General features: G+C 51.0%; 21 protein-coding genes. 5 read left to right on the top strand and 16 right to left on the bottom strand.

What is annotated here, in order from left to right; genetic code table 11:
- Positions 1-223: 223 nt before the first annotated feature.
- From ACQKPA_RS24245 to citZ, 4 genes are all read right to left on the bottom strand, one after another.
- Positions 224-649 (bottom strand): hypothetical protein, encoded by a 426-nt coding sequence (locus tag ACQKPA_RS24245; RefSeq protein ID WP_076324327.1) that lies wholly within the window; start codon positions 647-649, stop codon positions 224-226.
- 153 nt (positions 650-802) lie between these two features.
- On the bottom strand, positions 803-1,744 hold the full coding sequence (gene mdh, locus ACQKPA_RS24240) for a malate dehydrogenase (protein WP_427495047.1): 942 nt from the start codon (positions 1,742-1,744) through the stop codon (positions 803-805).
- A gap of 14 nt (positions 1,745-1,758) precedes the next feature.
- The gene (gene icd, locus ACQKPA_RS24235; protein WP_100538798.1) at positions 1,759-3,051 is read right to left on the bottom strand and encodes an NADP-dependent isocitrate dehydrogenase; all 1,293 of its coding nucleotides are present in this window, start codon (positions 3,049-3,051) and stop codon (positions 1,759-1,761) included.
- A 142-nt stretch (positions 3,052-3,193) separates the two neighbouring features.
- A complete protein-coding gene (gene citZ / locus ACQKPA_RS24230) occupies positions 3,194-4,306 on the bottom strand; it encodes a citrate synthase (protein ID WP_427495046.1) in 1,113 nt (370 codons plus the stop codon).
- A gap of 376 nt (positions 4,307-4,682) precedes the next feature.
- Here citZ and ytvI point away from each other — a divergent pair, with 376 nt between their 5' ends.
- Entirely contained in the window at positions 4,683-5,801 is a 1,119-nt protein-coding gene (ytvI, locus tag ACQKPA_RS24225; RefSeq protein WP_071218068.1) for a sporulation integral membrane protein YtvI, read from the top strand.
- 162 nt (positions 5,802-5,963) lie between these two features.
- On the opposite strand, the gene ACQKPA_RS24220 is transcribed toward ytvI, so the two are convergent.
- The 8 genes from ACQKPA_RS24220 to ACQKPA_RS24185 form a co-directional block, all read right to left on the bottom strand.
- Positions 5,964-6,356: an FxsA family protein gene (locus ACQKPA_RS24220; RefSeq protein WP_427495044.1), complete on the bottom strand. Its 393-nt coding sequence runs from the start codon at positions 6,354-6,356 to the stop codon at positions 5,964-5,966.
- A 4-nt stretch (positions 6,357-6,360) separates the two neighbouring features.
- Positions 6,361-6,870 carry an acyl-CoA thioesterase gene (locus ACQKPA_RS24215; protein WP_113057495.1) on the bottom strand — a complete coding sequence of 170 codons (510 nt, stop codon included), beginning with the start codon at positions 6,868-6,870 and terminating at the stop codon, positions 6,361-6,363.
- A 103-nt stretch (positions 6,871-6,973) separates the two neighbouring features.
- The gene (pyk, locus tag ACQKPA_RS24210) at positions 6,974-8,401 is read right to left on the bottom strand and encodes a pyruvate kinase (protein ID WP_071218065.1); all 1,428 of its coding nucleotides are present in this window, start codon (positions 8,399-8,401) and stop codon (positions 6,974-6,976) included.
- A gap of 120 nt (positions 8,402-8,521) precedes the next feature.
- Positions 8,522-9,505, bottom strand: coding sequence for an acetyl-CoA carboxylase carboxyltransferase subunit alpha (locus ACQKPA_RS24205; protein WP_427495043.1), 984 nt, complete (start codon positions 9,503-9,505; stop codon positions 8,522-8,524).
- Positions 9,505-10,398 (bottom strand): acetyl-CoA carboxylase, carboxyltransferase subunit beta, encoded by an 894-nt coding sequence (accD, locus tag ACQKPA_RS24200; protein ID WP_071218063.1) that lies wholly within the window; start codon positions 10,396-10,398, stop codon positions 9,505-9,507. Before accD ends, ACQKPA_RS24205 begins: the two co-directional genes overlap by 1 nt.
- Positions 10,399-10,490: 92 nt before the next feature.
- Positions 10,491-10,679, bottom strand: a complete 189-nt coding sequence (locus tag ACQKPA_RS24195) for a hypothetical protein (RefSeq protein WP_006212044.1) — start codon at positions 10,677-10,679, stop codon at positions 10,491-10,493.
- 156 nt (positions 10,680-10,835) lie between these two features.
- The gene (locus tag ACQKPA_RS24190) at positions 10,836-11,330 is read right to left on the bottom strand and encodes a phosphatidylglycerophosphatase A family protein (protein WP_427495042.1); all 495 of its coding nucleotides are present in this window, start codon (positions 11,328-11,330) and stop codon (positions 10,836-10,838) included.
- A gap of 146 nt (positions 11,331-11,476) precedes the next feature.
- Positions 11,477-15,205: a DNA polymerase III subunit alpha gene (locus ACQKPA_RS24185; RefSeq protein ID WP_427495040.1), complete on the bottom strand. Its 3,729-nt coding sequence runs from the start codon at positions 15,203-15,205 to the stop codon at positions 11,477-11,479.
- A 178-nt stretch (positions 15,206-15,383) separates the two neighbouring features.
- Here ACQKPA_RS24185 and ACQKPA_RS24180 point away from each other — a divergent pair, with 178 nt between their 5' ends.
- The 3 genes from ACQKPA_RS24180 to ACQKPA_RS24170 all read left to right on the top strand — a co-directional run bounded on the left by ACQKPA_RS24180 (position 15,384) and on the right by ACQKPA_RS24170 (position 16,676).
- The gene (locus ACQKPA_RS24180; RefSeq protein ID WP_427495038.1) at positions 15,384-15,710 is read left to right on the top strand and encodes a YtrH family sporulation protein; all 327 of its coding nucleotides are present in this window, start codon (positions 15,384-15,386) and stop codon (positions 15,708-15,710) included.
- A 3-nt stretch (positions 15,711-15,713) separates the two neighbouring features.
- A complete protein-coding gene (locus tag ACQKPA_RS24175) occupies positions 15,714-16,217 on the top strand; it encodes a hypothetical protein (protein ID WP_427495036.1) in 504 nt (167 codons plus the stop codon).
- Positions 16,218-16,364: 147 nt separating this feature from the next.
- Entirely contained in the window at positions 16,365-16,676 is a 312-nt protein-coding gene (locus ACQKPA_RS24170) for a YtpI family protein (RefSeq protein ID WP_427495035.1), read from the top strand.
- Positions 16,677-16,757: 81 nt separating this feature from the next.
- On the opposite strand, the gene ACQKPA_RS24165 is transcribed toward ACQKPA_RS24170, so the two are convergent.
- The 4 genes from ACQKPA_RS24165 to ACQKPA_RS24150 all read right to left on the bottom strand — a co-directional run bounded on the left by ACQKPA_RS24165 (position 16,758) and on the right by ACQKPA_RS24150 (position 20,284).
- On the bottom strand, positions 16,758-18,092 hold the full coding sequence (locus ACQKPA_RS24165) for a DRTGG domain-containing protein (protein WP_071218057.1): 1,335 nt from the start codon (positions 18,090-18,092) through the stop codon (positions 16,758-16,760).
- A gap of 177 nt (positions 18,093-18,269) precedes the next feature.
- Positions 18,270-18,557 carry a hypothetical protein gene (locus tag ACQKPA_RS24160; RefSeq protein WP_427495034.1) on the bottom strand — a complete coding sequence of 96 codons (288 nt, stop codon included), beginning with the start codon at positions 18,555-18,557 and terminating at the stop codon, positions 18,270-18,272.
- Between the two features lie 138 nt (positions 18,558-18,695).
- Entirely contained in the window at positions 18,696-19,043 is a 348-nt protein-coding gene (locus tag ACQKPA_RS24155) for a YlbF family regulator (RefSeq protein ID WP_071218055.1), read from the bottom strand.
- Between the two features lie 74 nt (positions 19,044-19,117).
- Entirely contained in the window at positions 19,118-20,284 is a 1,167-nt protein-coding gene (locus ACQKPA_RS24150) for a DUF445 domain-containing protein (RefSeq protein WP_427495032.1), read from the bottom strand.
- A gap of 137 nt (positions 20,285-20,421) precedes the next feature.
- Between ACQKPA_RS24150 and ACQKPA_RS24145 the strand changes: the two genes are divergently transcribed.
- Positions 20,422-21,816 (top strand): YheC/YheD family protein, encoded by a 1,395-nt coding sequence (locus ACQKPA_RS24145; protein ID WP_427495030.1) that lies wholly within the window; start codon positions 20,422-20,424, stop codon positions 21,814-21,816.
- Positions 21,817-21,824 lie beyond the last annotated feature (8 nt).

Raw genomic sequence — 21,824 nt, 5'->3', positions numbered from 1 at the left:
AAAAGCCCCACGTTCTCCCGGCTACCACCATCTTAAAGCACCTATAAAATTAGGCCAACCAAAATTTCTGGCTGACCTAATAATACGAAAAAGCCCCCAAAGTGGGGCCTTGCTCCGAAGTCCATTCAGCTCCTTTGCGGGGCCCCGGTAATTTATCATTTCTATAATGTCAAAAAAAGCCGCCCGATAAACGGAACGACTTCTCTTTCGTATGTAGCTATTCTTAGATGATATGGTTGAATACCATGAAGAAGATCATAACCAAGAGCAGCAAGGAAAGAAGTGCGCTAAGCGTACCCAGCTTGCTTGTTTCTTCCTTCACTTCACGCTTCTCGCGGATCCCTGCAAGCGCATTCTTCAATGGCTTGCTCATGATGCCTCCAATAGCAAACATCGCCAGCAGCAATACCGTTACAATGATCATCCAAGGAACCGAATACTCGCCTTGGGACATCATGTATCCGCCAGTCAACAACTGAATAACTAAGCCGTACTGAGCAAAACGATTCGCTACTCGAATCGTATTAACGGCTCCTTCTTGAGCGCCGAGGGACAGCTTCTGAATACCGCCAACAACAAACGGCAGAATCAAGTAAAATCCTAGCGCCGCCGTACCGACCATATGCAGAAAAAATGTCACGTTCCACATAAACAATTCCTCCAAAGTCGTTAGTGTGATTTTTATTACATTAAGTTCATCGTCTCTTATTATACTGGAGAGATCATCCAAAGAAAAGCAATCCCGCCCCGAATCATGGGACGGGATTGCATTATTAGACGATTTTGTGAATCCTGATTCAAATTACAGGCTCACGACCGAAGTGACGTTGCGTACGGATTCCGCCGACTTATCCAGCGCCGCTTTCTCTTCGGCGGTCAGCTCCAGCTCGAAAATCCGCTCGATGCCGTCTCCGCCGAGAATGGCCGGTACGCCCATGAACAGGTTGTCATAACCGTACTCGCCTTCCAGAAGGGCAATAACCGGAATAATCCGTTTTTTGTCCTTTAGAATCGCTTCCGTCATTTGTACCAGGGAAGCAGCCGGCGCATAGTATGCGCTGCCGTTACCCAGCAGGTTCACGATTTCGCCGCCGCCGACCCGCGTACGCTGCACAATCGCTTCAATGCGCTCAGCCGGAATCAGCGTGTCGATCGGAATGCCGCCCACGCTGGAGTAGCGAACGAGCGGAACCATGTCATCGCCATGGCCGCCAAGTACGAATCCGCGGACATCCTCAACGGATACGTTCAGCTCTTGCGCGATGAAGGTGCAATAACGGGCCGTATCCAGTACGCCGGATTGGCCGATGACGCGGTTCTTTGGAAATCCGAGCGTGTTGTATGCCACATAGGTCATGGCATCCACCGGGTTGCTCAGAATGATGACCGTGGCGTTCGGTGCGTGACTCTTCACATTCTCACATACGGATTTCACGATCCCTGCATTGGTATTAACGAGGTCATCGCGGCTCATGCCCGGCTTGCGGGCTACACCTGCTGTAATGATTACGATATCGGAATTAGCTGCATCCTCATAGTTGGATGTACCGACTATGTTGCTGTCAAATCCTTGAACGGGACTTGCTTCGAGCATATCCAGCGCTTTACCTTTGGTTGGGTTCTCGAGCTGCGGGATATCCAGCAGCACCACATCACCCAATTCTTTTTGAGCAAGCATCAGGGCGGTAGTCGCACCTGTGAAGCCAGCACCTACTACCGTAATCTTTTTACGAGTAATTGCCACGATGAATCTCCTCCTTACAGGTTTTTAATGATTTCGTCTGCGAACTCGGAGCATTTCACTTCTGTAGCGCCTTCCATCAGGCGGGCGAAGTCATAAGTCACGGTTTTGTTGTTGATGGATGTTTCCATGCCTTTGTAGATCAGGTCAGCCGCTTCCTGCCATCCGAGGTGCTCAAGCAGCATGACGCCGGAGAGGATAACGGAACCAGGGTTTACTACGTCTTTGTCTGCATATTTCGGAGCTGTACCATGAGTCGCTTCGAAAATTGCATGTCCTGTTACATAGTTGATGTTAGCCCCTGGAGCGATACCGATACCGCCAACTTGTGCAGCCAGCGCGTCAGACAGATAGTCCCCGTTCAGGTTCAATGTCGCAATGACATCAAAGTCGGTTGGACGAGTCAGAACTTGCTGCAGCGCAATGTCGGCAATCGCATCTTTAACGATGATTTTGCCAGCTTCTTCAGCCGCTTTTTGAGCAGCGTTAGCCGCATCTACGCCGTCTTTGTCCTTGATGATATCGTATTGAGCCCAAGTGAACACTTTATCGCCGAATTCAGCTTCAGCCACTTCGTAACCCCAGTTTTTGAAGGCACCTTCTGTAAATTTCATGATGTTACCTTTGTGAACCAGTGTCACGGATTTGCGGCCATGCTTGATCGCATACTCAACCGCTGCACGTACAAGACGCTTGGAACCTTCGGAGGATACAGGCTTGATCCCGATGCCGGACGTTTCCGGGAAGCGGATTTTGTTTGCTCCCATTTCGTCTTGAAGGAACTTGATCATTTTCTTCACTTCTTCGGAGCCTTCTTTATACTCAATACCTGCGTAGATATCTTCTGTGTTCTCACGGAAAATAACCATGTCAACCAGCTCAGGGCGTTTTACCGGAGATGGTACGCCGTTGAAGTAACGAACAGGGCGCAGGCAAGTGTACAGGTCAAGCTCTTGGCGAAGGGCAACGTTCAGGGAACGGATACCGCCGCCGATTGGCGTTGTAAGTGGTCCTTTGATAGCAACGATGTACTCGCGAATCGCTTCAAGCGTATCGTTCGGGAGCCATTCACCGTATGTATTGTATGCCTTCTCACCGGCAAATACTTCATACCAGGCAATTTTCTTGGAACCGTTATATGCTTTTTCTACTGCTGCATCCAGGACGCGCTTGGAAGCTTTCCAGATGTCACGGCCTGTGCCGTCGCCTTCAATAAAAGGAATGACAGGGTTGTTAGGCACCTGCAGGGTTCCGTTATCAATCGTGATTTTCTCGCCTTCAGTTGGTAATGCGAATTTTTCCAATTTCATGAGTATGAGTTCCTCCTTCGAATATGGTTCTTGTCTCTAGCCATTCCCAAAATACTCGCGAATAGGCACAGAGAAACCCGCCACCCGCGATTCACTCACGTTTGAGCGGTTCTCTAGCCTATTGTACATGATTGCCAGCCACTTAGCGAAGTTCTATCGGCACATATTTTTGGTCGGTCATCCCTGTATACTCTGCGCGCGGGCGGATGATACGGTTGCCTTCATACTGCTCAAGAATATGCGCGGTCCATCCGGATACACGGCTGATGGCAAAAATCGGCGTAAACAATTCATGTTCGATGCCGAGCTGCGTATAGACCGATGCGGAATAGAAATCAACGTTCGGCTTCAGCCCTTTTTGGTTGGTAACCGTTTCGTCGATCAGCACCGACATGTCGTACAGCGTGGTGTCGCCTTTCATTTCACCAAGCTCGCGCGACATTTTTTGGAGATGCTTCGCGCGCGGATCGCCGTTTTTGTATACGCGGTGTCCAAAGCCCATTATTTTTTCACGGTTGTCCAGCTTCTCCTGAATGTAAGCCTGGGCCCGATCAATCGAACCGACTTCGTTCAGCATCTTCATGACGGCTTCATTCGCGCCGCCGTGCAGAGGACCTTTAAGCGCGCCAATAGCGGAAGTAACGCCTGAATATATGTCGGACAGCGTGGCTACGGTTACACGAGCAGAAAACGTGGATGCGTTAAGCTCGTGATCCGCGTGCAATACCAGTGCCTGGTCCAGAGCCTTGATCGAAGTCTGATCAGGATCTTCGCCTCTGAGCATATACAGGAAATTCTCCGCGATGGAGACGCCGGCTTTCGGAGCCACCGGCTCTTTACCCTGACGAACACGGGCGATGGCAGCAATGATCGTTGGAAGCTGAGCTTGAAGTTTAACCGCTTTCTTCTCATTCGATTCACGGCTCATATCGTCGCCTTCGGCGTCATACAGAGCAAGCGCGGATACAGCCGAGCGAAGCGCAGCCATCGTATTGGTATCCTTCGGATACAATTTGATCTGCTGGATAAGCTCATCCGGAATGGCAGCATAGTCGCTCAAATCTTGTTGAAGGGCCTTAAGCTCTTCAGCATTCGGAAGCTTTCCGAACCAGAGCAGATAGGCTACCTCTTCAAAACTTGCATGTTCTGCGAGATCGTCAATATCATATCCACGGTAAGTCAGAACGCCATCGACGATCGAACTAATCGCGGAGGTGGTAGCTACAATGCCTTCCAAACCCTTGGTAGCTGTCATGCAACATCTCTCCTTTATGATCGGGATAAACTGAACTATTTTGACATTCATGAAAACATTTTCATGAAGTCGGATAAAAAAGAAAAACGCGAAAAAAATTGCTATGGTCCTAGTCACAAACCTTCTCATATCATACTGGATTTTGTCTGATATGTGAACATGAGGAGCGACATTCGCCGCATCAAATTGTTTTATCGACACCATAAACATTTTTTTGAAATCACTTACAATTCCATTATACCTGTGATAATTCTCATTGTCGAATCATGAAGACAAGCGTTTTCCAACTCTTTATCCTTATATTGAATCTCCTTGCATACGTATAGGAATGAGCGTTTCTGCTCGTCCCTGAAGTGCTGCAAAGGAGTGTGATTGTTTGGAACGATTGATGCTCAAGCGTTTTGGCCGGGGAGTGTGGGTGCTGTCTTCCATCTTCGTGATTGCCTATTTGATCTATGTACTGCTGCCGCTGCTTTACCCCTTCCTTCTGGCCTGGATCATCGCCTATGCCATGAATCCTTGCGTGCGCCTGCTTCAGCGGAGTTTGAAGCTGCCGCGGTGGCTCGCTGTCATGTTGTCCCTGCTGCTGTATTTCGGAGCGGCTCTGCTGATTCTCACGGCAGCCGTCACGAGACTGGTCAAGGAGCTGATTATCCTGTCCCAGTCCTTCAATCTTCATATTGATGCCTGGATGGAATGGCTGACCGCCTGGACCCAGAATGATAGCTTCCAGAATATCATCAATGAGATTAGCCGGTTCTATCAGAACAACCCGAATTATCACGATACCATCAATCAGAACATTACCCGCACGACGCAAACGATTGGCACGGCCGTGACCGACCTCGTTACCGGTATTTTTAACGGAATTTTGCAAATTATTTATTACCTGCCGAACTTAGGCACGATTCTCATCGTCGTTTTGCTGTCCACGTTCTTTCTCAGCAACAGCTGGGAGCGCCATAATCGCGCACTTATCCGCATCCTGCCCGACGTCATTCGCAAACCCATGATCTATATTTTCACAGATCTAAAAAAAGCGCTGTTCGGATTCGCGAGGGCCCAGCTGATTCTGATCTCCATCACGGCCCTGATCGTCATGATTACGCTTTATGCGCTCGGGGTCGATTCCGCCTTCTCCATCGGTCTTCTGATCGGCTTGGTGGATCTTCTCCCCTACTTGGGCGTCGGCATCGTCCTAATCCCCTGGTCGCTGTATGCCTTTATGTCGGGCGACCTGACGCTTGGCATCGGACTAACCGTCCTGTACAGCATCATCCTGATCGTCAGACAGATCATGGAGCCCAAGGTGCTCGCCAGCAGTGTGGGACTGGACCCGCTCGCCGCCCTGCTGGGCATGTTCGTCGGTCTCAAGCTGTTCGGCATTCTGGGACTGATTATAGGTCCAGTGTCGCTTGTCATCCTGGATGCTTTTCACCGGGCCCACGTATTCAAGGACCTAAGGAATTATATTATCGGAGGCAGGTTCAGATAGCAGTCAAACGAACAAGCTTGACTCGGCCTATAGTTATAGTGATCAGATTATCACAGGATTAATAAGGTACTTCATGATTGCTGATTCCTGATATTTCCTCGTGCTCCATAAATAAATAGACCGGCCCATGATGGGCCGGTCTTATGGGTGATCCTGTTTGTATTACCTGCGAAAGATCGTAATCTTGCCGTTTTCCATATTTTTCTTCATCCATTTCAACAGCAAAATCCGATACAGCGGGCGAGTCAGCGGAAATATCAGCGTAAATCCGATTATGTCAGTTACAAAGCCCGGCAGAATAAGCAGCACTCCACCCGCAAATATACATAGGCCATCGGCCATGGAAGCACCCGGAACCATGCCTGAGTTCATTCTCTGCTTGGCATCTTCCATCGCTTTGCGACCTTCAAACCTCATCATGGCCACGCCAACCGCAGAGGTCAGCAGTGTCAATAGCAAGGTATTCATGCCACCCACGCGATCCGCAACAAACTGGAAGCCGAATATTTCAATAGCAGGCACGAAGATAATCGCTGCCAGCAACCATTTGAACATGAAGCTACTCCTTCCTCCCCCAAAGGGTGTCCCTCAATGCATCATACAGCTTTGGCGCGCATTTATCCAGTCGGGCGGGTTTCCACTCTCTATTCAGCCATACATGACGGGTCGCGCCGGCCGTTAACAAGGCACCGGGAAGCTCGGATTCGGGAGACAGGTCCATCGTCCCCAAATCTGCCTGCTCCTGTTCGCTTAGCAACCGGACCTCATATTCATAGTGTATTCGAAGCGGGGAGAAAGCAGTCATTCTGGTAAATACCGTTACAAGATCATCATACCTCGCAGGCTGGCGGTACTTGATATCAAGATCAACTACCGGGAGGAGGACACCTTCTTCTTCCATTCCGCGATACGTAAATCCCATTTCACGGATCATTTGGGTACGCCCGATCTCGAACCAGTTTAAATAGTTCGCGTGGTATACAACACCCATTTGATCGCTTTCCTGGTAACGCACCCGAAATGACGTCCAGAACCAGCGGCTTAGTGTCGGTACGGATGGTTTAGGCATCAACATCACCCCTTATCTATGCAAAAAGCAATGGTCGACAGAATCATCGTCCATTGCTTATATTCTGCTATATTCAGAATCCAACGGATTCTTGACGGTTGTATTACTTCTCCTGTGGAATTTGATCCACTTTCAGGAGGTTGGTCGAACCGGAACGGCCAAGTGGTACGCCTGCTGTAATCACAACAAGATCGCCTTCTTTCACGAGTCCGGACTTCACGCCGCCTTGCAGCGCGTAATCAAACATCTCGTCCGTAGAAGAAGCCTGTTCGCCTTTAACCGGCGTTACGCCCCAAGTCAGTGCCAAACGTCTCAATGTTCTGTCTTGAGTCGTGACGGCGACGATAGGAGCCTCTGGACGGTATTTGGATACCATGCGAGCTGTTTGACCGGATTCCGTGGACGAAATGATGGCTTTGGCATTCAGGTCAAGTGCCGAGATCGCAACGGATTGGCTGATTGCTTCGGTAACGCTGGTATCTTGAGCAATACGCTGCTTCAAGAACATTTCACGGTAGTTCAGCGCGGATTCCGCTTTCTCCGCGATACGGGACATGGTCAATACGGATTCTACAGGGTATTTACCTGCAGCCGTTTCGCCGGACAGCATGATGGCATCAGTACCGTCAAAAATCGCATTGGCAACGTCACTTGCTTCCGCACGGGTAGGACGTGGGTTGCGCTGCATGGAATCCAGCATTTGCGTAGCCGTAATGACCGGTTTGCCAGCCAGGTTACATTTTTCGATCATGCGTTTTTGAACCAATGGAACTTCCTCTGCCGGAATCTCAACGCCGAGGTCGCCACGGGCTACCATCAAGCCGTCGGATACTTCGAGGATTTCATCCAGGTTGTCAACGCCCTGCTGGTTCTCGATTTTGGAGATGATTTGGATGTGCTCGCCATTATGCTTCTTCAGCAATTCGCGAATTTCAAGCACGTCACTTGCTTTACGAACGAAGGAAGCGGCAATAAAATCGATGCCCTGTTCGATCCCGAAAATGATATCGTTGGCGTCTTTTTCCGTAATGCCTGGGAGAGAAATCGCGACTCCCGGTACGTTTACACCTTTTTTGCTCTTAATGGTTCCGCCATTGACGATGCGGCATCTGATTTCAGTGCCTTGAATCTCTACCACGGTCAGACCGATCAGACCGTCATCGATCAAGATCGTGGATCCGACTTGAACATCTTGCGGCAACTCTTTATAAGTAATGGACAAACGATTCTTATCACCAAGGATTTCCTCGGTAGTAAGGGTGATATATTCATCTTGTACAAGCTCAATCGGTTCCACTTCAAGTTTACCTGTACGGATTTCCGGTCCTTTGGTGTCAAGCAGGATCGCTACCGTTTTGTTCAACTCTTCGCAAGCTTGGCGGATGTTCTTGATCCGGTTGCCATGCTCCTCGAAGTCGCCGTGAGAGAAGTTCAGACGAGCCACGTTCATGCCGGCCATAATGAGCTTCTTGGTGTTTTCCAACGATTCACTGGAAGGACCGATGGTACATACAATTTTTGTTTTGCGCATTTGGGTTTCCTCCGTTTATTAAAGGGTTCTCTATATCTCTTTTTCCAACAACTAAATCTACTACAAAAAGTCTAATTTGTATAGGAACTTTGTCATATCGTCACATACTCATCAGAACTTTTACAAAATCGCGTCTTCCTGTTCCGCCTTCGCAAAATCGAATTCGCCAATCTTGCGGAATTTGCGGTACCGGTCTTCCTTCAACTCGCAGGCATCCATAACGGATAGTTCTTTCAGCTGGCGGATCAGTGCGCTTTGAATCGCGGCGGCCGTCTCTTCATAGTTGCGGTGCGCACCGCCCTTAGGCTCCGGTATAATTTCCTCAATGACTTCCATCTCGAGCAGGTCCTTAGCGGTGATCTTCATGGCTTCCGCAGCCTGATCCGCTTTGGATGCGTCCTTCCACAGAATGGATGCGGCCCCGTTCGGTGAAATGGCAGAGTAGATAGCATGCTCAAGCATCAGCACACGATTGCCTACGGCCATCGCAAGAGCACCGCCGCTTCCACCTTCGCCGATGACCACACAAACAATAGGCACCCCAAGGGACGACATTTCCCGTAGATTACGGGCAATCGCCTCGGACTGACCTCTTTCTTCTGCTGTATTACCCGGATATGCGCCTTTTGTATCTATAAACGTGATAACAGGACGCTTGAACTTGTTCGCCTGCTGCATAAGCCGCAGGGCTTTACGGAAGCCTTCCGGATGCGGACTTCCGAAGAAACGCGCGATATTGTCCTTCGTATCCTTACCGCGCTGCTGACCGACCACCGTGACGGGAACACCGTCAAGTTTGGCCAAGCCGCCGACAACGGCAAGATCGTCCCCGTAGAGACGATCTCCATGCAGCTCGATAAAATCCGTAAAGATCAGCTGGATCAAATCAAGCGACGTCGGTCGCTGCTGATGACGGGCCAGATGCATTTTCTGGGAAGGAGAAATCGACGAGTAGATTTCTTCCTCCAAGCGACTATATCGTTCTTCCAGGCGGGCGATTTCATCCGTGAAATCGATCCCTTTTTCCTGTCCGAATTGTTTCAATTCATCAATCTTCTTGCGCATTTCGGCAAGTGGCATTTCAAAAGGCAATTCGCCTGACATCAGAATCCCCCTTTCACGGTATGCATCTCCAGCAGCTTACCAAGCATGGAGCGCATATCTTTCCGATGAATAACCATGTCAAGCTGACCATGCGCCAAGTTGAACTCCGCTGTCTGGAAATCATCCGGCAGCTTCTGGCGAATGGTCTGTTCAATAACGATACGGCCCGCAAAACCGAATACGGCTCCCGGCTCGGCAATATTGATATCGCCAAGCGTCGCAAAGCTGGCGGATACACCGCCGGTCGTCGGATCCGTTATCACTGAAATATAGAGCCCGCCGAGCTCGTTAAACCTGGACAGGGCTGCGCTTGTTTTGGCCATCTGCATCAAACTGAGAATGCTCTCCTGCATCCGGGCGCCGCCGGAGGTGGAGAAAATAATGAGCGGTAAACGCTTGTCCGTCGCAAACTCGATCGCTCGGGTGATTTTTTCCCCGACGACGGAGCCCATGCTTCCCGTGAAGAAATCAAAACTCATCACGGCCACCACAACAGGCTGGCCGAGAATCGACCCTTGACCGGTAATAACCGCATCATGAAGACCGGATTTCATCTTCTGCTGCTCGAGCTTGGCCGCATATCCCGGAAACTTGAGCGGATCCACCGAGATCATATCCGCATCAAACTCTTCAAAGCCTGTCTCATCCAGCGTCATGGCAATCCGTTCTACTGCGTTCAGGCGCATATGATGTCCGCATTCCTGACACACCTTCAGATTCTTCTCAAGCTCTTTGCTGTATTGAATGGTGCCGCACTTAGCACACTTATTCATCAGTCCTTCCGGAATTTCCCGTTTCGGGCGTTCGCCTTCCTGAGGCTGCCCTGCTGTCCCAAGTCGTTCCGATGGGATCGTTGCGTATTTCCTTTTTTTCTGAAACAAGTCTTTAAACACAACTACACCTCTCCAGCCGTAAATTTGAATGGCCGCTGCAATAGCACATCGCCGATCCGTACGCTAAGCTTCGCTATGTAACCCAGATGAAACTAGGGGTGCAATATCGAATTCAACACTTCCTGTACTTCCTCAAGCTCTCCGGAGGGTACCAAAATCTCAAACTGCTGTTTGGAAAGATTCACAGGACGGCTTTGAACCAAAAAACCTTCTTCCGTTAGCCTGGTCTTGATCATTTCCGCCACCTTTGCAGTTGGCGCAATATAGATTACCGTCCACATGCCTTTCAGATCCCCCTAATCTCGTCCCACAGGCATATCCTGAGCCGATATAATGGATAATGATAACATACTTCAGTTTTTACCTCAACAAAGAGAGCAGGGGGCTGAAAGCCAAATCTATACCCTCAGGCAGCGATTCGACACCGCTCGTGCTAATCAGTCAGAACCCGCGGTATAATGCGCCGCATCAGGATTGTTATGCGCGATGCGCGAGGAAGCGGCAGCGGCGATGCCTGCAACGAGATCATCCAGAAACACATGAATCCCGTCCGTTTTTTCATTTAATATCTCAATCACGCCAATTTTTTCTTTATCCAGGTAGCCGAAACTGGTCAGTCCAATCATGCCGTATATGCTCGTGACACCGAGCGCCATGGTCTCATCCACTCCGTAAAGCGGTTCGTCTTGCTCCATAATCGATTGCAGCGGCTCCGGCAGCAGTTTCTTCTCCGCCAACTCATCCAGCGCAATGCCCGTGTACAGCGTATACTGCACTTCGCGCTTGCCGAGAACGGCCCGGACGCTTTCTTCACATTGCTCGATGGTTAGCTTCGGATGATAACGCTGTTGAAGCTTCAACACAATATCCGCGATGGAGCTTACGCTGACTCCTCTGCGGCTGAGCATGCTTTCTGCCAAGTCCATTGACATCACAAATCCCCCCCGCGTCTTTGGCCGCGCTCTTTCAATCCTTCTCTATCATGAAAGAGCCTTCTTCATGCTAGTACTCGGCCAACATTACCTGTAGTGTCCTAATTGTATGCGGGAGGGATGCGAAACGTTCTTAAATTTTCATGTTACTTCACTTTAACGGTGTCCTTGCCCAGCATGCTTTCCATTTCGGCAAAAAGCTCTGTGGAAGGCTTAATTCGATAGGCATCGCTAAGCGCAAGCACCTTCTGGCTCCGCTCATAAAACAGCACCGTTGGCACATGCCCCGGATGCTGCTGCAGGAGCTCTTTCAGCTTCACCAGCAGCTCCGATTGCTCCGCATCGGCCGTTATTTTCACAAACACACGCTGCTCAGCCTTATGATTCGATACGACGGTACGAGATTCCTTCTCGGGCGATAGGCTGTCACCCGACGCTTCGTTTCGGATAGAGGACGAATCCTGTCCACTCCGGGCGGCAAGCGGCTCCGGAGTCGGGACTGCCGATGGATTACCGGCCAAAACCGGCTGGTTGCCGGCTGCACCCGATTTACCACTACGGCCGTTATTCTCTCCGCCGGATCTTCCTCTGCCGCCCGCTGTTCCCCGAACCTTGCTCCGGTGAACCAGTTGACTCAAGGTTTGCGGCTCAAGCGGCGCGATTTCTTCGGCCAGCAGCTTGAAGCCTTCGTCCTGCAGCTGAACCTTCGCCCGGATCGCGAGCAGCGCGCCTTTCTCAATCAGATGCGCGCTTCGCTTCCACACTTCAGGAAAGAGAACGACCTCGCAGCGCTCAATCTGATCCTCGCACTCCATGAAGGCCATCGCCTTTCCCTGTTTCGTCGTAATGGTCTTCAGTGTAACCACCATCCCGGCAACCGTAGCCATCGACTCATCTTCCGCTTCATGGAGATCCATTAACCGATCAGCTCCGGACTCCGTCAGCGTATCTTCGAAGCCGTCCAGCGGATGGCCGGACAAATACATGCCCAGCAGCTCGCGTTCGAATTCGAGCTGCTGACTTGCGGTATACGGCGGGATGTCCGGATATTCGATGTCCCAATTCGTGGTTTCCACGAAGTCGAAGAGCTGAATCTGGAGATCATCCCGTTCCTTTCTCCACTTCACGGCCGCTTCGACCGTTTCGTCCAGCATGGCAACCAGCTGGGAACGGTGTCCCTGCAAGGAATCAAAAGCCCCCGCCTGGATAAGCGACTCGATCACACGCTTGTTGCATACGCGAAGGTCCACCCGGCGGCAAAAATCGAGCAGGCTTTCAAACGGCTTTTCACGCCTGATCTCGACGATATTCTCCACCGCCTGCGTGCCTACGTTCTTGATCGCGGCTAGCCCGAATCGGATTCCGCCTCCGGCCGGACGTTGGACTTCATCATCACCGCCCTGGGCAGCAGAACCGCTCATGACCGGCGTAAAATACGTTCCGCTTTCGTTGACGTCCGGCGGCATGACCTCGATGTCGAGGCGCCGTGCCTCCAGCACGTATTCGGCTACTTTCCGGTGGCTGCCCATAACGGCAGTCAGCATGGAAGCCATGAACGGAACCGGATAGTGCGCCTTAAGATAAGCCGTCTGGAAAGCCAGCACGCCGTAAGCGGCGGCATGGGCACGGGGGAATCCGTAGTTCGCGAACCGGACGATCATATCGTACACGCGGTTGGCCTCATCCTCGCTATAACCGAGTTTGAGACTGCCTGAAACGAAATGGCTTCGCTCTCGGTCCAGCACTTCACGCTTCTTCTTCGACACCGCTCTTCGCAGCAAATCCGCTTCCCCGAGCGAGAAGCCGGCCATCGTCGAAGCAATCTGCATGATCTGCTCCTGATAGACGATAATGCCGTACGTATCGCCTAATATCGGGATCAGATCCGAATGGGGATACTCCGGCTCAATCCGGCCGTGCTTGGCTTGAATGAACTTCGGAATAAATTCCATGGGACCCGGACGGTATAAGGCATTCACGGATACGATATCCTCAAACACCGAAGGTTTCAGATCCTTCAGCACCCGCCGGATGCCCGCGGATTCGAGCTGAAATACGCCCGTGGTATCGCCGCGTCCCAGCATCTCATACGTCAGATGATCGTCATCCGGCACTTGTTCGAAATCGAGTGTTCTGCCGGTCAATTCTTGAATCCATCTCAGGGTGCGCTCAATAATGGACAACGTCCGCAGACCCAAAAAATCCATCTTGAGCAGGCCAACGCTCTCCAGATTCTCCATGGAATACTGCGTCAGCGCCGTCTTCTCGCTGCCTTCCTGCAGCGGAACCGCATCCGTCAACGGATCGCGGGAAATGACAATGCCTGCTGCATGCGTCGAAGCATGGCGGGGCATGCCCTCAACCTTCATCGCCATATCGATCAGCTCGCGCACCTTCGGCTTCGTCTCGTACTGCTCCTTCAGCTGCGGGCTTTGCTCCATCGCTCCCGCGATGCTGATGCCCAGATGGTTAGGGATCAGCTTGGCCGCCTTATCCACATCGCCGAACGGCACATTCAGCGCACGTCCGACATCACGGACGGCCGCCCTTGCCGCCATCGTACCGAACGTAATAATCTGGGCGACATGCTCTTTCCCATATTTATCCACCACATAATCAATGACCTCTTCCCGGCGCTCGTCACTGAAGTCGATATCAATATCCGGCATCGTAATCCGCTCCGGATTCAGGAATCGTTCAAACAACAATTTATATTTCATCGGGTCCACATTCGTAATCTGAAGAGTGTAAGCAACCAGACTGCCCGCCGATGAACCCCGGCCCGGTCCAACCGCGATGCCTTGCCGATGGGCATAGGCGATAAAGTCCCATACGATCAGGAAATAATCGCTGAAGCCCATATTCTCGATGACGCCGAGCTCATAGTTCAGTCGCTGCTCCAGCTCGCTGCGTTGCGCTTCATCCTGCCACCGCTCCGTATTCCCGTAACGTTCTTGCAGACCGTTCAAGCAGAGCTCCCGCAAGTATTCGGCTGCATTTCTCCCTTCCGGAAGAGAGCTGTATGCCGGCAAAATGGACTTGCCGAACTCCAGCTCCAAATTGCACTGGTCCGCAATCTTAGCCGTATTCAGTATAGCTTCAGGCACATGGGGATACAGACGCTCCATTTCGCTGCCGCTCTTTAAATATAGCTGATTCGTCTGGATTTGCAGCCTGTCTTCATCTTCCACCGTTTTGCCCGTACCGATGCAGATCAGGACGTCCTGAACCTCGGCATCGCTCTCGGCTAGATAATGTACATCATTGGTGGCGACCAATGGAATGCCGGTCTCGCGGCTCAGCTGAATCAGCTGGGGATTCACGCGCTTCTGCTCGGGAATTCCATGATCCTGCAGCTCCAGATAGTAGTCTTCTCCAAAAATCGCCTGGTAACGAAGCGCAGCCGCTTTCGCCTCCGCTTCGCGTCCATGAAGCAGATGCTGAGGAACCTCGCCGCCCAAGCAAGCGCTGAGACATATGATGCCTTCATGATGGGCGGCAAGCGCCTCCATATCGATTCGGGGTCTGTAATGGTACCCCTCCAGATGCCCGATCGAGCACAGCTTCATCAAATTGCGATAGCCGGTCTCATTCTTGGCAAGCAGAATCAAATGATAGATCGGCTGATCCTTCCGGCTTCCCCGTTCCTTGCGGGAGCCTGCCGTGATATAGGCTTCGCAGCCGATAATCGGTTTGATGCCTTGCGCCATGCAGGCTTTATAGAACGGAATGGCACCATACATCACGCCATGATCCGTCAGCGCCAGCGATTTCATGCCAAGCGCCGCCGCTTCCCGCACCAGGTCACCGATACGTGCCGCTCCATCGAGCAAACTGTATTCGCTATGCACGTGCAAATGCACGAAAGAGCTCATCGTAACGCCTTCCTTTCGTCGGTACATGTATATTTAAAATCAATCCAGAAATATCTGAAAAAGTCTTTATACCATTTTATCATAATCCCGCTAGGCCCGCCCATAGAATGAAACTAGGGAATACGTGGACAGGCGGTTGCCGTGACATCCACCAAGAGAAGAAAGGAGACATGAGGGCATGAGCGTTTTTTTATCCAAAGCGATCCTGGACTTTTTTATAGCCTTCGGCATCGTGCTGGGGGGTGCCATGGTGGGAGGCGTGGGCGCCGTGCTGTCCCTGCAGCCCCCCACCGTGACCATGCTTGAGGTCGCAGACCGGATTAAGATATGGGCGCTTGCGGCAGCCATAGGGGGCACCATTGATCCGATGCGGGTCATTGAAAGCAACGTGGCCGTCGGCAATTTATCCCCTGCCATCAAGCAGGTTTTATATCTAGGTTTTGCATTTCTCGGAGCACATATGGGCAGCGAGCTGGTCAAATGGGTGTGCTCCAGCCGGAGCTGATTGATGCGCGTACCTCCAGCCCACCGCTTCCGCCCCTTCTATCAGGTCGCATCCATCTTCGTGCTGGGGATGGTTGTCGGCAGCATCGTCTACAACTCGGTCTATCATGCAGCCTACAATAAACTATGGGAAACGAATCAAGACCAGCAGATCAAAATTGCACAATATGAAGAAGACATCGATTCGTTAAAAAAATACAATAAACAATCCACGGTCATCAAAGAAATCAAGATCCGCAGCGAGCAAAACGACAGGGAGCCGCTGGATCCCGTCATCATCAAAGAGCTCGTCAGGCTTATGAGCGACGATCTGGCAGCCCTTCGCGGCCGCAACGTGTTTGATATCGACGCGGACAGCAAGCTGACGCGCTCACTCCTCGGAGACAAAATTTATACGGTCCGCGAAAAGGATTATAAGGTCCAAATCAAGACCATGCTCGTTATGGAAGGCGTCCTGCAAATCTGGGTTAGCGTTGTTCATGTGGATGCAAAGTCAACCGGATCATGATACAATACCGTTATCGTAAATGATCGAATCTAACATGCTTTTAGAGGTTGTTCAAAAAGTCATCTTTTGATCACGAAGCAGCACATGAACACATACCTTTAGCCACATTGCGAGCATGTTACCGAATATGAAGGAGCCTTCCATTCCATGATAACCGTCATCCACTATATCCTGTACATCGTTCTCGTTCTGTCCGTGGTCGCGGCGGCGCTCTATAGCATTCGCGCCCGGCGTGTAGCGGATCCCGCTGACCGCGGCATGTATATGTCCATGATGAACCTCTGTATGGGCATTATGCTGGTGTCCCTTTCGCTGATCTGCATGTTTCTGTTCAGCGGCTCCACGCCGGCTGTCATTGTAGAAGCCGTGTTCTTGGTGCTTGGCGCATTTAATATATTTGCCGGTATAAGAAGCCGCACCTATTACAGCAGACTGAAGAATTCGCGGACGGCCAGCTAAGTTAAACTGAACGGAACAGGGGCATCCAGCAAGGTCCATAAAGACCTGCAGGATGCCCCTTTATTTTGTCCGAAGTTTACTTTAGCCGTGATCGATCGCCTGCATCGTCATGACCGCTTTTGCAATCAGGTTCGTCTGATGCTGGATCTCGATTTCCATCTTACAGGTACGGCGGCTGATTTCCAGCAATTTCGGCATAATGACGATCGGATCCTCGATCTGCACGGGCCGGATGAAATACGTCGACAGATGGTCCAGCACATGATCCCAGCCGCTGATATCCTTAGCCGCTTTAACCGCAGCTTGGCTCATGACGGTCGTGAGCACCCCTTGCGAAATCGTTCCAAGTTCTGAAGCCATTTGGGGCGTGATAAAACCGTGAAAGAACAAACGCCCTTCCTCATCCCGATCCTCTGCAATCCCATTCCAGATCAGCTGATCAAACGTCTCGCCAAGCTGAGGCTGGTTTCGCGCATCCCGCAGTGCCCCTAACACTTCTTTACGAGTAACCGTTGCAAGCAGCTTGCGGTTCCGATCCACGATCGGTAGAAAATCGATCCCTTCCCACATCATAATCTGCGCCGCAGATGCGAGCGACGTTTTCATGCTTGCCGTTACCGGGTTGCGGGTCATCGCTTTCTCGATCGGCTGAGTTTCGGCGAGCCCTTCCACATCCCGAACCCCGACGATGCCGATGACCCGGTTCCATTCGTCTGTTACCGGATACCGGATTTGCCCGGTCGCCTGTGAAATCCGTTTGAATTCCTGAACGGTGACGGAGTTTTTCAACTGGTGATTCTTCGGTTTATCATGAGCGATATCCTCCACCAGCATAATTTTCTTCTTGATTAATCGGTCAAAAATGGCGCGGTTAATCATGGAGGCGACGGTAAACGTGTCATGCCTAGACGATATAATGGGCAGATGCAGCTGGTCTGCCAGCTGTTTCACTTCCCGGCTGGTTCCGAAACCGCCCGTAATCAACACGCCCGCCCCCTGCTCAAGTGCCAGGGAATGGGCATCTTCGCGGTTACCGACAATCATGAGGCTTCCGGCATCGATATATCGAATCATCGCCTCCACCTTCATGGCGCCAATCACGTACTTATGCAGGCTTTTATTAAGCCCTTCCGCACCGCCAAGGACATGCCCTTCCACAATTTCAACGACATCGGCAAACGTAAGCTGCTCGGATATGTTACGCGGCTTCCGTTCCACACGAACCGTACCGATCCGTTCCTTCGTGACCACGATACCCAGGCTTTCCGCTTCCTTTACCGCCCGATAAGCGGTTCCCTCGCTGACGCCCATCTCTTTCGCTAACCGTCGCACCGAGATTTTGCTTCCAACCTTCAAACTTTCAATATGCTGAACCAATTGCTCGTGTTTGGTAATCGTATCATCTCGAACGTCCAACTGTTACACCCCCAGAACACTATCTGTACCATACTGTATCTATTATATCACGTCCTTTGACGCTCCCATACTCGTCAGACCCAAAAAAACCTCCCCTGAAGGATAACGGATGGGCACAATCCAACCGTATCCCTTAAAGGGAGGTTTTTTGTTCATCACAGCTCTCGCTGAGAACTCTTAATTGGCTTTCTGGCTCTTCTGTTCCTCAGGCCATTTCAATTCCCATTGACGCAATTTCTCCCTGCGGATCTCATCGAGCGCTTTCTGTTTCGCTTCATCTACACCGATGAGGTAATAGAGATGCGAACCGATCACAAGCAGGGCAAATCCTGCCCAGACTGCACCGAACAGCGAAACCCACGAGAACCCGCCAGAGAAAGAAATGCTGGGAAGGGCGTATATCAACATGCCGAGTGCAACCAATAAATAAGCGGTGTGTTTAAACCTGTTCTTCTTTTTTTTCATTGTAAACGCAGCTCCTCTACTCTCTGAAATCTATATTTCTACTCTATGAGGAGCTTGCGCAATTTATGAGACAAGTTTTTAAAATTGTACCGAATTTGTCTTGAAGTTATCGGTCCGCAACTTTATAAAAGGGAGCGTCTAGGGTTGGGCCGGACCATACAGATGCTGAAGACTATCCGATATAATCTTGTTCACGTCCTCGATTATGACACTCAGACGCCGCTCTGCGTCGAACAAACGGCGGATGTTCAGGTTCAGGCTCAGCACCTCAAACTGCTTTTCCATCTTCTCCATTTCGTCCTGTGCCGGCATATCGCCGGACATCATGCGCTGTTGAAGCTCCATCTGGCGCTGTCGGAAGTCATCCAGCATGCGTCTGCTCTCCGGATCTGCATCCACGAGTTTCATAGCAGAGGTAATTTCCTCTACCTCCTTGCTTTCCTTCATCGCTTTTGCCAAGTCATGTGCCTTGTCATAAATGTTCATTTTTAATTCCTCCAATATATTCGGCCTAAAACGCCGTTTTTTAATTCACCTTTCGCCTTACTCCATCAAAAATCTCATCTCCACAGCACGATCAGCATGGACTGGAACAATCCGATCACTCCGCCCAGCAGCACCCCAAGCCAGGTGATGGCCCTGAATTCGCGGCCGGACACACTCAGGATGATCTCTTCCAGCCGCTCAATCGGAAACTTCTCCACCTGCTCCTGCACGAGCTGCGGTAAGTTCACAGCCTTCATGGCCGCCGGGATGCTTCGCTCAAGGAAGCCCAGTCCCTTATCGAGCAGTCCAGGCAGAGCTGCTTCGATGGCAGGCATTCGCGGTCCAATCAGCTCGCCTATGCGAAGAGACTCGATTTGCTTAATCCACTTGGACCAAGGAAGCTTGTCATCCAATGTACGGGAGATCCAAGCGAGGCCCGGCTCACCTGCGGCATGTTCGATGATATTCCCGAGCGGCATCTCACCGTAATACGACAGCTTTCCTGAGATAATATCCGTGATGGTCTTGCGGATCTTCTCACCCTCCAGCTGCTGAATCAGCATGGGCGTCAGCTTCTGGACCAGTTTATCCTCATCCACAAAGATCGAGGCCATCGTCCCCAGAAATCCGCCTGCCTTATCGATGAGTGAAGAAGCCACATCCGATAGCATAAGCTGCCCCTTCGCGGACAACAGCGTGCTCCTCAGTTCCTTCAGCACAATATCGGCGGCAGCCCCGCTCCAGCCCTGGATCGTTTCCTCGGACCAACCGGGAACAAGCTCCTTCAGCGGCTTTGCCTCCAATCCGTATCCGTGCCATACTGCTGCGGCACCCCGGGCTGTAAGCTGGCGCGCCGATTGTTCGGCACGGACCTTCAATTGCTCCCACTGTTCGGAACTCCATACCTTTAGCGCCAAGTCTCCGAAGCTCAGCTCCGACTGGCTCCATTCCTCCAGCTTCCGATAGAGGCTGTCCTCTATCTTACCCCGAAACACCGGCTTACGAATAAGCTCCTGCAAGCCCTCGCTTGTCACCAGGTAATCCGAGACCACACGTCCCAACGACTCGGCTATTTCGTCCTTGCGCTTTGGAATGAGTCCTGGCGTAAAGGGTACGCGGCGGCCCAGGATGATTTTTTCTTCACGGGGATGAAACAGCATTTTTATCGCAAAGTGGTTCGTTATGCCGCCAACAAAAGCAGCAACGCACACGTTCACCAAAATAAACAGCCAGTTCTGCATTTAAAGCACTCCTTTTTCCCGAGCAGTACAATCACCAAGGGATATATGTCCTCATATGATGCATTACATGCAATGATCAGATGTAGTCTTTCGTCTGTTCACTTAAGTATCCAGTTGTTGTCGGAAGGAGATCCATCATGCGCAAATCCAAGATCAAATCCAACACCAAATCCAAGATATCGACTCAATTAATCCGCTCAGCCCAGCTTTCGGATAACGATATCAAGCTTGGTGACCGGCTCATAAAACAGCTCCGTATCCCGACAGATTCAAAGGTACAGCTTGCCTTTGGCTCCTTCAAGCAGGAAGTCCGCGTTATCTCAGGAGGTAAATCAAACTCGCTGGCCTTAGGCCCTTCGGTATTCAGCCATTCGGGACTTCTTCCTCGTACCGTCATGAATGTCAAATATTACCCAACGGAAAGAACGCTGAAGCTCGGTCCGCTCATCGGGATCATGGTCAGCCGCTATCAACCGGATGAACCTGATAAACCTTTCGGATCGATCTCAGCTTTCTGCCTGGAAATGGTCAACGCGGCCAAAAAACGAGGCGCATATGTATATTTTTTCACCCCTGACATGATCGGTTCGAACCCGTCAACACTTGAAGCTATTGTCTATGACACGGGATGGAAAAAGCTCAGCGTTCCAGCTCCGGACGTCATTAATAACCGGCTGTCTACCCGCAAACTGGAGAATAGTCCTAGCGTACAGCATTTTATGAGAGAAGTAAAATCGCGATTCGGCACCCAAATCTTTAACGAGAAATTTCTCGATAAATCGGATGTCTTCGAGGCACTCGGGCCTGATGTGAAACTGCAGAAATATTTGCCCGAATCCTATTTGCTCAGCGGTTATCCGACGCTCAAAAAAATGTGCGCCACATATCGGACGGTCTTCCTGAAACCGGTGCGGGGTAGTCTGGGAAAAGGGATCATCCGGATATCCCGCCAAGAGAACGGCAAATATCAAACGATGACCACCTCTCTTGAAGGAAGCAAGAAGAATACCTACTCCTCACTTCCAAAGCTGTTCAGCAGCTTATCCGGGAAAATAAAAAAAACGCGTTATCAAATTCAGCAAGGGCTGGATTTGATCCGCATCAACCGGCGAAATGTTGATTTTCGCGCGCTTGTTCATAAAGACAAGAATGGAAAGTGGGCAGTGACTTCGGTCGTGGCCCGTATTGCCGGCGGAAACCACTTTGTTTCCAATCTTGCCAGAGGCGGTACGCTATCTTCCGTCAAGGACGCACTTGCCATGAGCAGTATCCCGTTAACCTCCAAACAAACGGCCCCCGCCCGAATGAATCAAGCGGCGCTCGATATTGCTCATGGACTGGAGGCTGCCATTCCCTATCACTTCGGGGAGCTCGGCATTGACTTGGCGATTGATACGGCTGGACGCATTTGGCTCTTGGAGGTCAACTCCAAACCGTCCAAAGGTGAAAATGCACCGCTGAATGCCGACTCCAAAGTAAGACCGTCAGCCGTGCGACTCGTTCAATACTGTCAATACTTGACGGGTTTCTAAAAAAGGAG

It is taken from the genome of Paenibacillus sp. NPDC093718, assembly GCF_050279985.1.
Taxonomy (GTDB): Bacteria; Bacillota; Bacilli; order Paenibacillales; family Paenibacillaceae; genus Paenibacillus_AQ.
The sequence above is the reverse complement of the archived record's forward strand: the minus strand, read 5'-3'. Positions and strand labels throughout refer to the sequence as shown.

Coding starts and splice junctions, on each gene's coding strand:
- ACQKPA_RS24245 (WP_076324327.1), bottom strand. CDS start 649: ATGTGGAACGTGACATTTTTTCTGCATATGGTCGGTACGGCGGCGCTA.
- icd (WP_100538798.1), bottom strand. CDS start 3,051: ATGAAATTGGAAAAATTCGCATTACCAACTGAAGGCGAGAAAATCACG.
- citZ (WP_427495046.1), bottom strand. CDS start 4,306: ATGACAGCTACCAAGGGTTTGGAAGGCATTGTAGCTACCACCTCCGCG.
- ACQKPA_RS24220 (WP_427495044.1), bottom strand. CDS start 6,356: ATGTTCAAATGGTTGCTGGCAGCGATTATCTTCGTGCCTGCTATTGAA.
- ACQKPA_RS24215 (WP_113057495.1), bottom strand. CDS start 6,870: ATGCCTAAACCATCCGTACCGACACTAAGCCGCTGGTTCTGGACGTCA.
- pyk (WP_071218065.1), bottom strand. CDS start 8,401: ATGCGCAAAACAAAAATTGTATGTACCATCGGTCCTTCCAGTGAATCG.
- ACQKPA_RS24205 (WP_427495043.1), bottom strand. CDS start 9,505: ATGTCAGGCGAATTGCCTTTTGAAATGCCACTTGCCGAAATGCGCAAG.
- ACQKPA_RS24195 (WP_006212044.1), bottom strand. CDS start 10,679: ATGTGGACGGTAATCTATATTGCGCCAACTGCAAAGGTGGCGGAAATG.
- ACQKPA_RS24190 (WP_427495042.1), bottom strand. CDS start 11,330: ATGTCAATGGACTTGGCAGAAAGCATGCTCAGCCGCAGAGGAGTCAGC.
- ACQKPA_RS24185 (WP_427495040.1), bottom strand. CDS start 15,205: ATGAGCTCTTTCGTGCATTTGCACGTGCATAGCGAATACAGTTTGCTC.
- ACQKPA_RS24180 (WP_427495038.1), top strand. CDS start 15,384: ATGAGCGTTTTTTTATCCAAAGCGATCCTGGACTTTTTTATAGCCTTC.
- ACQKPA_RS24175 (WP_427495036.1), top strand. CDS start 15,714: ATGCGCGTACCTCCAGCCCACCGCTTCCGCCCCTTCTATCAGGTCGCA.
- ACQKPA_RS24170 (WP_427495035.1), top strand. CDS start 16,365: ATGATAACCGTCATCCACTATATCCTGTACATCGTTCTCGTTCTGTCC.
- ACQKPA_RS24160 (WP_427495034.1), bottom strand. CDS start 18,557: ATGAAAAAAAAGAAGAACAGGTTTAAACACACCGCTTATTTATTGGTT.
- ACQKPA_RS24155 (WP_071218055.1), bottom strand. CDS start 19,043: ATGAACATTTATGACAAGGCACATGACTTGGCAAAAGCGATGAAGGAA.
- ACQKPA_RS24150 (WP_427495032.1), bottom strand. CDS start 20,284: ATGCAGAACTGGCTGTTTATTTTGGTGAACGTGTGCGTTGCTGCTTTT.
- ACQKPA_RS24145 (WP_427495030.1), top strand. CDS start 20,422: ATGCGCAAATCCAAGATCAAATCCAACACCAAATCCAAGATATCGACT.